This window comes from Olleya sp. ITB9, assembly GCF_001315805.1.
Classification (GTDB): domain Bacteria; phylum Bacteroidota; class Bacteroidia; order Flavobacteriales; family Flavobacteriaceae; genus Olleya; species Olleya sediminilitoris.
The window spans coordinates 16505-28832 of the sequence record NZ_BCBW01000023.1 but is presented as its reverse complement, the minus strand read 5'-3'; the positions used below and the strand labels follow the sequence as shown (position 1 = coordinate 28832).

The 12328-nt window shown below is 30.3% G+C and carries 12 protein-coding genes and 1 pseudogene; 7 read left to right on the top strand and 6 right to left on the bottom strand.

Annotated elements, in window-relative coordinates; translation table 11 throughout:
• Positions 1-38: 38 nt before the first annotated feature.
• Positions 39-224 carry a hypothetical protein gene (locus ITB9_RS06425; RefSeq protein WP_054851608.1) on the bottom strand — a complete coding sequence of 62 codons (186 nt, stop codon included), beginning with the start codon at positions 222-224 and terminating at the stop codon, positions 39-41.
• Positions 225-287: 63 nt separating this feature from the next.
• On the opposite strand from ITB9_RS06425, the gene ITB9_RS06420 reads away from it, so the two are divergent.
• On the top strand, positions 288-674 hold the full coding sequence (locus tag ITB9_RS06420; RefSeq protein WP_054851607.1) for a nucleoside triphosphate pyrophosphohydrolase family protein: 387 nt from the start codon (positions 288-290) through the stop codon (positions 672-674).
• A gap of 82 nt (positions 675-756) precedes the next feature.
• On the opposite strand, the gene ITB9_RS06415 is transcribed toward ITB9_RS06420, so the two are convergent.
• Positions 757-1824, bottom strand: coding sequence for a branched-chain amino acid aminotransferase (locus ITB9_RS06415; protein WP_054851606.1), 1068 nt, complete (start codon positions 1822-1824; stop codon positions 757-759).
• Positions 1825-1931: 107 nt separating this feature from the next.
• Between ITB9_RS06415 and ITB9_RS06410 the strand changes: the two genes are divergently transcribed.
• From ITB9_RS06410 to ITB9_RS06395, 4 genes are all read left to right on the top strand, one after another.
• Complete coding sequence (locus tag ITB9_RS06410; RefSeq protein ID WP_054851605.1) at positions 1932-2459, top strand: DUF4920 domain-containing protein; 528 nt, start codon at positions 1932-1934, stop codon at positions 2457-2459.
• A 1-nt stretch (position 2460) separates the two neighbouring features.
• Positions 2461-2889 carry a hypothetical protein gene (locus ITB9_RS06405; RefSeq protein ID WP_028607621.1) on the top strand — a complete coding sequence of 143 codons (429 nt, stop codon included), beginning with the start codon at positions 2461-2463 and terminating at the stop codon, positions 2887-2889.
• A gap of 5 nt (positions 2890-2894) precedes the next feature.
• The gene (mnmD, locus tag ITB9_RS06400) at positions 2895-3584 is read left to right on the top strand and encodes a tRNA (5-methylaminomethyl-2-thiouridine)(34)-methyltransferase MnmD (RefSeq protein WP_054851604.1); all 690 of its coding nucleotides are present in this window, start codon (positions 2895-2897) and stop codon (positions 3582-3584) included.
• 95 nt (positions 3585-3679) lie between these two features.
• A complete protein-coding gene (locus tag ITB9_RS06395) occupies positions 3680-4582 on the top strand; it encodes a TIGR01777 family oxidoreductase (protein WP_054851603.1) in 903 nt (300 codons plus the stop codon).
• Positions 4583-4585: 3 nt separating this feature from the next.
• On the opposite strand, the gene ITB9_RS06390 is transcribed toward ITB9_RS06395, so the two are convergent.
• The 4 genes and pseudogenes from ITB9_RS06390 to ITB9_RS06375 form a co-directional block, all read right to left on the bottom strand.
• Entirely contained in the window at positions 4586-5713 is a 1128-nt protein-coding gene (locus ITB9_RS06390) for a PepSY domain-containing protein (RefSeq protein WP_054851602.1), read from the bottom strand.
• 63 nt (positions 5714-5776) lie between these two features.
• On the bottom strand, positions 5777-8146 hold the full coding sequence (locus ITB9_RS06385) for a TonB-dependent receptor (RefSeq protein ID WP_054851601.1): 2370 nt from the start codon (positions 8144-8146) through the stop codon (positions 5777-5779).
• A 112-nt stretch (positions 8147-8258) separates the two neighbouring features.
• The gene (locus tag ITB9_RS06380) at positions 8259-9491 is read right to left on the bottom strand and encodes a M48 family metallopeptidase (protein WP_054851600.1); all 1233 of its coding nucleotides are present in this window, start codon (positions 9489-9491) and stop codon (positions 8259-8261) included.
• A gap of 4 nt (positions 9492-9495) precedes the next feature.
• A pseudogene (locus tag ITB9_RS06375) lies at positions 9496-10292 on the bottom strand (TrmH family RNA methyltransferase).
• 238 nt (positions 10293-10530) lie between these two features.
• Here ITB9_RS06375 and ITB9_RS06370 point away from each other — a divergent pair.
• The gene (locus ITB9_RS06370; protein WP_054851599.1) at positions 10531-11349 is read left to right on the top strand and encodes a DUF6503 family protein; all 819 of its coding nucleotides are present in this window, start codon (positions 10531-10533) and stop codon (positions 11347-11349) included.
• Positions 11350-11458: 109 nt separating this feature from the next.
• Positions 11459-12262 carry a DUF6503 family protein gene (locus ITB9_RS06365; RefSeq protein ID WP_054851598.1) on the top strand — a complete coding sequence of 268 codons (804 nt, stop codon included), beginning with the start codon at positions 11459-11461 and terminating at the stop codon, positions 12260-12262.
• Positions 12263-12328: the final 66 nt, after the last annotated feature.

Here is a 12328-nt window from a genome sequence, read left to right as displayed (position 1 = left end):
AAATAAAACTAATATTAAATAATATGACTAACTATTTTTTACTTGAAAATAACTTTTATAGCCACAATCATACCTATAAAACCAAGAAAGGCTAATAATATCCATAATACACCTTTGTAATGTATTTTATGTAAATTCAAATCCTTACGGTACATCCTGATTAACACTAATATAAATGCTACAGCAAATAAAATTCCAAAAACGATTTGTCCTTTACTAAACATAATTTATTTTTAAGCAAAATTACTAAAACTAAGGACTAACGTCAAGGAATAAATAATAATAATATGCAAGATAAAATAGAAGCAGTAAAAGCCTTTCATACAGCATTTAAAATTGGACATTTAGAAGCTCCAAAAGCTAATTTAGGTACAGAAAAAAACAAGCTTCGTCACGAGTTAATGCGCGAAGAAAATGCTGAGTACCTTCAAGCAGCAGAAAATAATGATTTGGTAGAAGTAGCAGATGCTCTAGGAGATATGCTTTACATTTTATGTGGTACTATTATTGAACATGGTATGCAGCATAAAATAGAAGAAGTCTTTAACGAAATACAAAAAAGTAACATGAGTAAATTGGGTGAAAATGGAGAGCCAATTTATCGTGAAGATGGTAAAGTTTTAAAAGGACCTAATTATTTTAAGCCTGATATCAAAGCTATTTTAGATAAGTAGTCTAGTACTGTTTTAAAATTATAGATCATAAAAAAAGCAACCATTATGGTTGCTTTTTTATATATAAATTAGAGTTTTGAACTTAAAGCTTAATTCTCCATCCAAAAGGATCTTCAGCTTTATTAGTTTGTATAGCTACAATACGATTTTTTAATTGTGAAGCAAAAGATTGGTCTTGTTCAGGGATTTCAAAATCATTTCCTCTAAAACCAAAACCAGAAATTGGAGAAATAACAGCAGCTGTACCAGCTCCAAACATTTCTTTTAAACTTCCGTTTTTAGAGGCTTCAACCAATTCACTTACTTTAACTTTTCTAACTTCAGTTTTTATACCTTCAGCTTCCGCTAATTGTAAAATACTTTTTCTTGTAATTCCATCTAAAATACGGTCACTGACAGGAGACGTTAAAAGGGTATCATTAATACGTACAAATACATTCATCGCTCCAGCTTCTTCAATATATTCATGTGTGGTATCATCTGTCCAAATAACTTGTTGGTAACCTTTATCTTTAGCTAATTGTGTTGGATAAAATTGTCCAGCATAATTACCACCAGCTTTAGCAAAACCAACACCACCATTAGCACTACGTGAGTATTGTTCTTCTATTAAAACATTAACTTTTCCAGAAAAATAAGCTCCAGAAGGTGCTGTAGCAATAATAAATTTATAAGCATCAGCAGGTGAAGCATGAAATCCGTTACCTGTTGCAAAAACATATGGTCTAATGTATAACGAGCTACCTTCGTTTGTAGGTATCCAATCTTGGTCTACATCTAACAAGGCTTTTAAACCTTCCATAAAATAATCTTCAGGTAATTCTGGAATAGCTAGACGCTTTGCAGACAAGTTTAATCGCTTAACATTGTCCATTGGTCTAAATAAAAAACGGTCACCATTGTTGTCTTTGTAGGCTTTCATACCTTCAAAAATAGATTGTCCATAATGAAAAATCTTAGACGATGGGTCTAATGTAATTGGACCATAAGGCACAACTTCTGGCTTATGCCATTTGCCATCTTTATAATCGCAGGTTAACATATGATCAGAAAACACTTGTCCAAACGCTAAATTGTTAAAATCAATCGAGCTTATTTTAGACGTTTCTGTTCTAGTAATTTTTATATCGTTTTTGGTTAAAGTAGCCATATATTGTGGTTGAATTTCTTTTACAAAAATACAGAATTATTACTTAGAAAGTAAGCAATTAACCTTAAAATACTATCTTTGGAAATACGAATCTAACAAATTATAACATGAAAAATTATGTAATACTTATAGCATTATTAATCACAATAGTTGCTTGTAAAACCGAAACTAAAACCGAAACAGAAACTGTTACAAAAGAAGATGTTACTGCTAAAACAGAAGCTGTAACTTATAAAACTTTTGGAAAAGAAATTATATCTGATGACGCTATAGCATCTGTATCAATGGTAGACCATTACATGAGTTTAAAAGCAGGAGATAGTATTCCAGCTAAAGTCACTTTAAAAGTAAAAGAAGTATGCCAAGCTAAAGGATGTTGGATGACAGCAGATTTAGGTGATGGTAAAGAAGTTATGGTTAAGTTTAAAGACTATGGTTTTTTTATGCCTAAAAATATAGCAGGAGAAGAGGTAATTGTAAATGGTTTAGCATATATAGAAGAAGTATCTGTAGATGACCAACGTCATTATCTTGAAGATAAAGGTGCAGCTAAAGCCGATATTGAAAAAATAACAGAACCTAAACGTACATTCTCATTTCAAGCAGATGGTGTTTTATTAGTTGAAAAACAATAAAATGAAACAACGTGTTTGGATAATTTTATTTGTGGTTTTAACGTCATGCAATTCTAAAACAGAAACTCCAGTTAAAGCTAAAAAGGTGTATGATATGTATGTGCCTTCAGAAATGTCAAAATTAATGTTGGACATGTATGCGCATAATTTAGAGCTTAAACAGCAAATTATTAATGGCCAAAGCCCAACACAATTTCCAAACCATTTCTTAAATATTCATTCAGCTCAGTTGTCAGATTTTCAAATTAGAGATCAACAATTTAAAAGTTTTTCAAATCTATTTATAACAGCTCAAAAGGAGATTTACAATACAACATCTACTTTAAATTTAAAAGATAGATTTAACAACACGATCAATACATGTATTGCTTGTCACAGTAAAATATGTACAGGTCCAATACCAAAAATTAAAAAACTTTTAATTAAATAATAAAGTTGAAACCAAAAATAGAAATTACAAAAGACGGTTCTTCAACCCTAGTGCATCACAAATATAATGCACATTATCATTCCACTTTTGGAGCAATCGAAGAGTCCGATTTTGTTTATATAAACACAGGATTGTTATATTTTTTGTCAACTGAAAGTGGGCAGAATTTAAAACAGTCCTGTTCTGTTTTAGAATTAGGTTTTGGTACAGGACTTAATGCTTTTAATACACTTTTAAAAACGGAAGATTTACCGTTAAACATCCATTATTTAGGTATAGAAACAGATCCTGTGCCAATGGATATTATATCGCAATTAAATTATCCAGAACAACTCTTAGCAAGTCATAAAACTGAAGTTTTTAAAACGATGCACCAAACTATTTGGGAGCAACCCAATCAGATTACTAAACAATTTGTATTAGAAAAACGCAAGCAAGACATCATGGATTTAAAGGTTAAAAATGAATATAATGTTATTTATTTTGATGCTTTTGGACCTGCTGAACAGCCAGAACTTTGGACAGAATCTGTTTTCAAAATAATGTTTGAGGCATTACAACCTAATGGCGTTTTAATGACGTATTGTGCACAAGGAGCAGCCAGACGAGCTATGCAAAGTGCTGGTTTTACAGTAACCAGATTACCAGGACCACCAAGTAAACGTCATATTTTAAGAGCTATTAAAAGTTGTTAATTACTTGTTTCTTTTTCTGATTTTAAATAAACGTTAAACCTTACTTAAACACCTACATAATGCGTGTTTAAAATTGTATTTTTAATAAAAAAAGAATGCGTATACTTATAACTGGTGCAACAGGATTAATTGGAACTGAAATAGTCAAGCAATGTCATAACCAAAACATCGATGTAAACTATCTTACAACAAGTAAATCTAAGTTATCAAATGCAGATCATTATAAAGGGTTTTTATGGAATCCCTCTAAAAATGAAATAGATGTAGAGTGTTTAAAAGATGTTGAAGCAATTATACATTTAGTAGGAGCAAGTATCTCTAAACGTTGGACAGAAGCTTATAAAAAAACAATTGTTTTAAGTCGTATTCAAACCTCTCAGTTATTATTTAATACCTTAAAAAATACAGAACATCAAGTTAAGCATATTGTCTCAGCAAGTGCAATTGGTATTTATCCTCACTCTTTGACCAATTATTATACAGAAGATTTTAATCAAGTTAGTGCTTCATTTTTAGGACAAGTGGTTAAACAATGGGAACAAGCTGTAAATGCCTTTTCTGTTTTAGATATTGCAGTTTCAAAAATAAGAATAGGCTTGGTATTGTCTTCCAAAGGAGGCGCTTTACCAGAAATGGCTAAACCTATTAAATTTGGAGCTGGAGCAGCTTTTGGCTCTGGGAAACAATGGCAATCATGGATTCATGTACAGGATCTTTCAAGTCTGTTTTTACACGTATTGACCAATAGATTAGAAGGCGTTTATAATGGTGTAGCACCAAATCCAGAAACTAATAAAGAGTTAACAAAAGCTATAGCAAAACAGTTAAAACGACCTTTAATTTTACCAAATATTCCTAGATTTGCGATGCGATTGGTTTTAGGCGAAATGCACATTTTACTATTCGAAAGTCAACGTGTAAGTTCTAAAAAAATAGAAGATACAGGGTTTCATTTTAAACACTATAATGTGCAAAGCGCTTTAGAGGAAGAGTATTAAACTTTATACTTTAGGTTTCTTTTTCTTGTAAGTTCTTCCATACCATAATAATATACCTGTTATAGGTAAAGTTGCTGTAAGTAAACTAATTAAGAACGCAAGAATTTTTCCTGCTATACCACCAATTGCACCAATGTGTATATCATAATTCATACGCAGTATTTTATCTGCAAATTTAGCGTCTTTGTATTTACCGTATATGGCAGGAGTTTCTATTTCTTCTAATGTGTTTTGATCAAAAAATCTGTAATCAGAATCATAATACAAGCCTTTACTATTTGAGACTTCAACATAAATACTTTCTTCATCATTGGTAGGATAATGTAGTTCATAACTTTCTGCATCAGGAGACTCCTTCAATAGTTTTTCAATTAAGTAATCCATAGGTTTAATGCTGTCGTTTTTAGTAATTTCACTATTGTTTTTAGGAATAATAAAAGCAGGTACTTTATCTCCACCAGTAGATACATAGACTACATATTTTAACCAATTATAAGATATTACAGATCCTGTAAATGCTAATATTAATGCAAAGGAGCAAATGTAAAATCCAATAACTGTATGTAAATCAAAGTTTTTACGTTTCCATCTGGTCGTTTTTTTCCAGTCAAATTTTAATCGTTGTTTTAAGTTTTTACGCTTTTTAGGAATCCATAAAATAAATCCTGAAATAATAATTAAAATAAAAATTAAAATTGAAGCACCTACAACTTGTTCGCCTATAGCTTTTGGTAGCCATAAACGCATATGCCCTTTGAGTGTAAAGGCAAAAAAACCAGACATATGGTCGTCTACCTGTATGACTTTACCTGAGTAAGGATTTAAAAAAACACTCTGATAAAATTCTGGTTCTGCATCATAAAATATAACTTCAATAGCATCATCAGCTTTTTTAAACAATGTACCATGTATATGGTGATCTGGTAATACCGCTTTGGCAAAGTCTTTAGCTTGTGTAGGTGTTAAGATTGGCTTGTCTTGTGGTTCTACCTTTTTATAGTCGTTGTATAGGCTTTCAATTTCTTCTTTGAAAGCCCAACAACAACCTGTTATAGCAACTATAAACACAACTAAACCTGTTGCTAAACCTAAAATTTTATGTAATTGAAAAATGATTTTTTTAAAGGACATATTTTTTTAAATACCAAAAGGACAACTAGTAAAAGTTGTCCTTTTAAGTTAGACTAATTGAACTTAAAATTTAAATGTAACACTTCCCAGAATTGTTCTTGGTCTCTGTGGTGTTACCGTACTCCATCCAGAGAAATAAGTTTTATCTGTAATATTGTTAGCTTTTATACTAGCTCTAAATGTATTAGTTTCATAATATAAAGAGGCATTAAATATTGTGTAAGCAGGTATATCAAAACTACCTGTAACGGATTTGTAATCTACCATTGTATCATATTCTGATTGACCATTAAATCCTACACCAGCACCAAAGTTTTCAAAAAACTTATAGTCTGCCCAGAAGTTGTAGGTTATATCTGCTCCAGATTCTCCATAACGATTGCCTTCTAAAAATCTTGCAGAAGGAGAGTCTGTAATTTCAGAATCATTATAACTAAATCCAGTATGGATGTTTAATCCATCAATAGGATTAGCATTTACTTCTAATTCTATACCTTGACTATTAATAGCTAAATCTTGAGTTTGAGTTGCCCAATAGTATTTGTTGTCTACGTTTATGTTGTAATAACTTAAAGTCGTTTCTAATTTGTTATTAAATAGGTTTGTTTTCACTCCAAATTCATATTGGTTTGCTTGCTCTACGTCATAGCTTTGTAATGTTACAATACCAGTATCAAAATCTGTTATATATTGAGGGTTAACATAAGAGAAACCATTTTGGTAGTTAGCAAATATTGATAACTGATCGACTATAGGTTGGTACACAACACCAAATTTTGGAGAAAAAGTAGACTCCGTATATTCCGTATCATCATCAGCATTTGTTTGTCTGTCTCCTTGGTAGTCAAATCTGTCGTAACGTAAGCTAGCCATTACAGATAAGCTAGGTAAAACCTTAACTACATCAGACACATAAAAGCCTAATATATTTTGACGTATGTCACTATCTAAAAAACCAATACCTGTTAATGCTGCACTTAAATTATCTTCGTTAATTTCTGGCTCACCATAAACTAAATCTCCATCAATATTTATGGTGTGTAAATATCCCCAATTTGAACTATTATCAATGGTATTTGAATCTAGATAATCTGCTCCAACTAACAATTTGTTTTCAATATCACCAATCTTAAAAGTACCAGTAAAGTTTTGTTGTAAATTTCTAGTTTTAGTTCTTGCATCTGTATCTTGAGCATATAAGTTAAATAATGCATCAGATCCATTCCATAAATACGTGTAATACCCTAAAGATTTAGCTAATCCACCAGAAATTAATGTTTGAGAAGACCATTGGTCAGATATTTTCCAAGCGATTTCACCACGATAATTCTGAGTAATGTTTTTAATACTAATATCATCATTTGTAAAAGATAAGTCTGTATTATAATTTAACTCGTCAATCGAGCTAAACGCTAAAGGTGCATATCTGTTTAAAAATAAAAATGTTTCATTTGTTTGTTCGTTATCTGAGGCTTCATAAGAAAAGTTAAAAGTCAAGTTATTGTTTAACTTATAAGAAATTGAAGGCGCTACAAATACAGATTTTTTAAATCCAGCATCTTGAAAACTATGTTCTTGTTGAAAACCTGTGTTTATTCTAAACGATAATTTATCGTTTGGACTAACATTAACATCTGCATTAAACTTAGCAAAATCAAAAGATCCACCAGAAACAGTTATTTCTCCTCCAGTTTTATTGTATGGCTTTTTAGTAATAATATTAATTAATCCTCCGTATGAAGAAACAGAACTTCCAAATAATGTTCCAGCAGGTCCTTTAATAACCTCTACACGCTCAACGTTAGAAGGATTTATAAATCCATTAGTAATACCAGCAACACCATTTACCAATTGAGGTTGTACTGCAAAACCACGACTAGAATAATAACCAGCACCATCACCACTACGACCAGTTGATGACCATAATTTTGTTATACCAGCAGCATTTTTTAATGCATCTTCAAAAGTATTTACAGACTGTGATACTAGTAATTGGTTTGTAATTGTGTTATATACTTGTGAGTTGTCAATGTTTTTTAATGGTAATTTAGAAACATAAGCACTTTGTTTTCTTGAAAACTTATTTTTTCTGTTAATATCTATAACTACCTCATTTAGTATTTCGTTTCCTTCGTACATGGTTATGTTTCCTAAGGCTACGCTTTCATTATTAATAATTGAAACTTCTATTTCTTTAGTTTTATATCCCAAGTAAGAAACAGAGATTACATAGTCTCCATTGGTTATATTTTTTATTTCAAAGTTTCCATCTACATCAGATGTTGTACCTTTTGTTGTGTTTTTAATTAACACATTAACACCAATTATAGGTGATTGATTATTATCCAATATAGTTCCTTCGATTGCTGTACTTTGTGCAATTGATACAAATGAAACTAAAAATAGTGTTAGTAATAGTAATAAATTTTTCATTTATCTTTATTTAGACTTAATATAAATAGTTAATTTTGTGCAAAAATATCTATGTACTTTGGATTAACCAAATTATTTATAATAATTCTAAATAATATTTTTAGATTTTAATCTAACCCTTTAATTTTGAGATACGTTGTAATAAAGTAGGATGAGAATAATGCATAAAAACGTAAGCTGGATGTGGTGTTAGATTGCTTAAACTGTTTTTTGATAATTTTTTAAGAGAGGTAATTAAAGGCTCTGGCTTATAGGTGTTTTTTGCATAATTATCAGCTTGATATTCAAATTTACGCGAAAACCAATTCATTAATAAACCTGTTATTTCTGATAAAGGTGAATACAAAATACCAAAAGCTATCAATCCTATATGAAAACTTGGTGTTGCAACACCTAAAGCTTCGCTTAACATTGGATTTCCTATTAATAAAGATAAAATGTAAAGTGTAAATCCAGTAAGTAATACAGAAGTCACTAGGTTAAAAATGATGTGTTTCTTTTTATAATGACCAACTTCATGAGCTAATACAGCAACAATTTCATCTTCATTTAAATCATTAATTAAAGTATCGTATAGTGTGACACGTTTTTCGTTTCCAAAACCAGAAAAATAGGCATTGGCTTTGGTACTTCTTTTAGAACCATCAATAACAAAAATTTTATCTAGATTAAAACCAACAGTTTTAGCATAGTCAGATATTGCAGTACGTAGACTACCGTCTTCTAAAGGACTTTGTTTATTAAAAATAGGTACAATTAATTTAGAGTAAAATAAATTAATAAATACCGTAAATACTGTTATTAGTAGCCAAGCATATAACCAAAATGTAGATCCTGTAGTTTGATAAAACCATGTTAATGCAGCTAAAATTGCTCCTCCTACAATTATGGTCATTATCCAACCTTTAATTTTATCTAAAATAAAGGTTTGTTTTGTGGTTTTATTAAAACCAAATTCAGCTTCAATAACAAAGGTTTTGTAATAAGAAAACGGAGTTGTTAATATATCACTTCCCAACATTATAATACCAAAAAATATAAGAGTAACTAAAATGGAGTTATTTGTTAGTTGACGTGCTATTTGGTCTACAAAAGCAAAACCATCTAAAAAGAAAAAACTAAGCGTTAATATAATTGAAAATCCAGAAGTTAACAGGCCAAACTTATAGTTTGTGGCTTTGTATTGTTGTGATTTTTTATATTCTTCAGTATCGTAAACATCTTCTAATTCTGTTGGAAGTATGTTATTGTAATGTTTAGCGTTAAGTGCATCTAAAACTTTATCAATTAAAAAACTAATAATTATTATGGCTACGATGATGTAAAATAGAGTGTTTGCTGTCATAATATTATTTAAAATTACGTTGACGTTTAGCTTCAAAAATCAAAATTCCTGCTGCAACAGACACATTCATAGAGTCAATTTTGCCTTGCATTGGTATTTTTATGTTTTGTTTGGAGGCGTCTCTCCATGCATCGCTTAATCCAACAGCTTCTGTACCAACAACTATTGCTGATGCTTGAGTAAAATCTTGTGTATGATAATCTTTAGCTTCTTGTAAAATAGCACTATAAATATTGATGTTATTTTGGTTTAAAAAAGTAATAATATCAGTGGTGCTTCCTGTTGCAATCTGGTTGGTAAAAACACAACCAACGCTAGAGCGTACTAAATTTGGATTGTATAAATCGGTTTTAGGATTTGCAATAATTACAGCATCTACGTTTGCTGCATCTGCAGTACGTAAAATGGCTCCAATATTACCGGGTTTTTCTGGTGCTTCAGCAATTAATATTAAAGGTGTTTTGTTAGTAAAACTAATACTGTCTAATTGGTGAGGTCTGCTTTTTACAATTGCTACAATCCCTTCTGTAGTATCACGATAAGCAATTTTTTGATAGACTTCTTTTGTAACTTCAATACAATTTATATTTTCAGGAAGCGCACTTAGTTTATTCGTATCATAAATTTCCGGAAAGTATAAAACGGTTTCAATAGTATACAGTCCATTAATGGCTAATTGTATTTCGCGTTCGCCTTCAATAACAAAAGTCTTTGTTTTTTACGTTCACGAGATTTTTCTTTTAACAAAACTATATGCTTTATTAATTGATTTTGTGTACTGCTTATTTGTTTATTTGCCATCTATTAATTGTAATGAAGACTGCAAATTTAAGCTAAATCTTGCAGTATACATAGTATCACTTTTTTGGATTAAAAATTGAACTCCATTACACTGAGTTATCATTAATAAAAGCGTAGAAAAATGAGAAATTTGTAATAATTGATTACTGAATTTAATTATAACTTTTTAAGCTTTTTTATGTAAGTTATTGTGATTAATTTAGACTGAGTATAAAGTACTAAACCAATTTATTTTAAAATGAAACATTTATTTTACACCTTATCATTAGGGTTATTATTGTTTTCTTGTAAAACAGAAACAAAAAAAGTAACAACTACAGTTGCTGAAAAAACGACTAAACCAGAAACTAAAAAAGTAGTTAAAGAGACTAAAAAATATCCAGAAAACTTGGTTAAGATTTTTGATGCACATGGAGGATTGGATGTATGGAAGTCTATGAGAACTTTAGAGTATACTGAAGAAAAACCAGATGGTAAATTAGTTACTACAACAGATTTATACAATAGAAAAGCGTTATTAGACTCTCCAAAACACGCAATTGGTTTTGATGGAGATAAACCTTGGTTATTAAATAAAACAGATGAAGAATATAAAGGTTACGATCCTAAATTTGGATATAATTTAATGTTCTATTTTTATGCAATGCCTTTTATTTTGTCTGACGACGGAATTACATTTTCTGAAGCTGAAGCATTAACTTTTGAAGGTGTAACTTATCCAGGAATTAAAATTTCTTATGATAGTGGAGTAGGAGCAACACCTGAAGATATTTATGTACTGTATTATAATGCTGAAACTTATACAATGGAGTGGTTAGGTTATACAGTTAATTTTGTACCAGGAATTGATACTAAAGAGTTACACTTTAGACGTTATGGAGATTGGCAAGAAGTAAACGGGTTACTTTTACCTAACTCTATTACAGGATATGGTTTTAAAAACGACCAACCTACAACTCCAAAAAAGCCTAACGTTTTTACTGATGTAAAATTATCAAAAACAGCTCCTGATGCAGCTATGTTTGTTAAACCAGAAAAAGCAAAATTTGTTGATTAAAAACCAATAAGTAATATACTTAAAAGCTTCAGTTAAATACTGAAGCTTTTTTTGTAAAGAATCTGAGGTAATTTCGACTATAATCAGAATTATAAAAACAATAAATTAAATGAAACACTTACTTTACACATTATGTATTGCATTGCTTGTTGTATCATGTAAAAATGAGACACAATCAACACCTAAAGACTCACTAATGCCAAAAGAGGTTACTAAAACAGTAGCGACTAAAACTTATCCAGAAAATATTACTAAAGTATTTGATGCTCATGGAGGTATTGATAACTGGAATGCATTACAGGCTTTAGAATTTACAATTACAAAACCAACAGGTAAAGAAGTAACAACTGTTAACCTAAAAACAAGACAATCTGTAATTACTATGCCAAATCATACTTTAGGTTTTGATGGTAACAATGTTTGGCTAAACAGTAAAAATGAAGAAGCGTACAAAGGTAATCCTAAGTTTTACTACAATTTAATGTTTTACTTTAATGCAATGCCTTTTGTTTTAGCTGATAACGGAATTAATTATGAAGGTGCTAAACCATTAGTATTTGAAGGTGTTACGTATCCAGGAATTAAAATTAGTTATGATAATGGTATTGGATCATCTTCTGACGATGAGTACATTGTTTACTACAATCCTAAAACATTTAAAATGGAATGGTTAGCTTATACTGTTACTTTTAATACAAAAGCTAAAAGTGAAAAATGGTCGTTTATTAAATACGGAAAATGGCAAACCATTGAAGGTGTAGTTGTACCAGATACATTAACATGGTATGTAGTTGAAGATAATTTACCTGTTAAAAAGCGTAACGATTTACCTTTTACTGATGTTAAATTATTTAAAACAGCATTGCCTGTAAGCACATTTGCAAAACCAGAAACTGCTGAAGTCGTAGAGTAGTTTTTCTACAAGCAATAAAAAAAAGGCGACCCAATGGGTCGCCTTTTTTTATTAACTATAGTTGGT

What these genes read in the sequence shown, in the direction of transcription:
- ITB9_RS06425 (WP_054851608.1), bottom strand. Translation starts at nt 224, where the DNA reads ATGTTTAGTAAAGGACAAATCGTTTTTGGAATTTTATTTGCTGTAGCA.
- ITB9_RS06420 (WP_054851607.1), top strand. Translation starts at nt 288, where the DNA reads ATGCAAGATAAAATAGAAGCAGTAAAAGCCTTTCATACAGCATTTAAA.
- ITB9_RS06415 (WP_054851606.1), bottom strand. Translation starts at nt 1,824, where the DNA reads ATGGCTACTTTAACCAAAAACGATATAAAAATTACTAGAACAGAAACG.
- ITB9_RS06410 (WP_054851605.1), top strand. Translation starts at nt 1,932, where the DNA reads ATGAAAAATTATGTAATACTTATAGCATTATTAATCACAATAGTTGCT.
- ITB9_RS06405 (WP_028607621.1), top strand. Translation starts at nt 2,461, where the DNA reads ATGAAACAACGTGTTTGGATAATTTTATTTGTGGTTTTAACGTCATGC.
- ITB9_RS06395 (WP_054851603.1), top strand. Translation starts at nt 3,680, where the DNA reads ATGCGTATACTTATAACTGGTGCAACAGGATTAATTGGAACTGAAATA.
- ITB9_RS06390 (WP_054851602.1), bottom strand. Translation starts at nt 5,713, where the DNA reads ATGTCCTTTAAAAAAATCATTTTTCAATTACATAAAATTTTAGGTTTA.
- ITB9_RS06385 (WP_054851601.1), bottom strand. Translation starts at nt 8,146, where the DNA reads ATGAAAAATTTATTACTATTACTAACACTATTTTTAGTTTCATTTGTA.
- ITB9_RS06380 (WP_054851600.1), bottom strand. Translation starts at nt 9,491, where the DNA reads ATGACAGCAAACACTCTATTTTACATCATCGTAGCCATAATAATTATT.
- ITB9_RS06370 (WP_054851599.1), top strand. Translation starts at nt 10,531, where the DNA reads ATGAAACATTTATTTTACACCTTATCATTAGGGTTATTATTGTTTTCT.
- ITB9_RS06365 (WP_054851598.1), top strand. Translation starts at nt 11,459, where the DNA reads ATGAAACACTTACTTTACACATTATGTATTGCATTGCTTGTTGTATCA.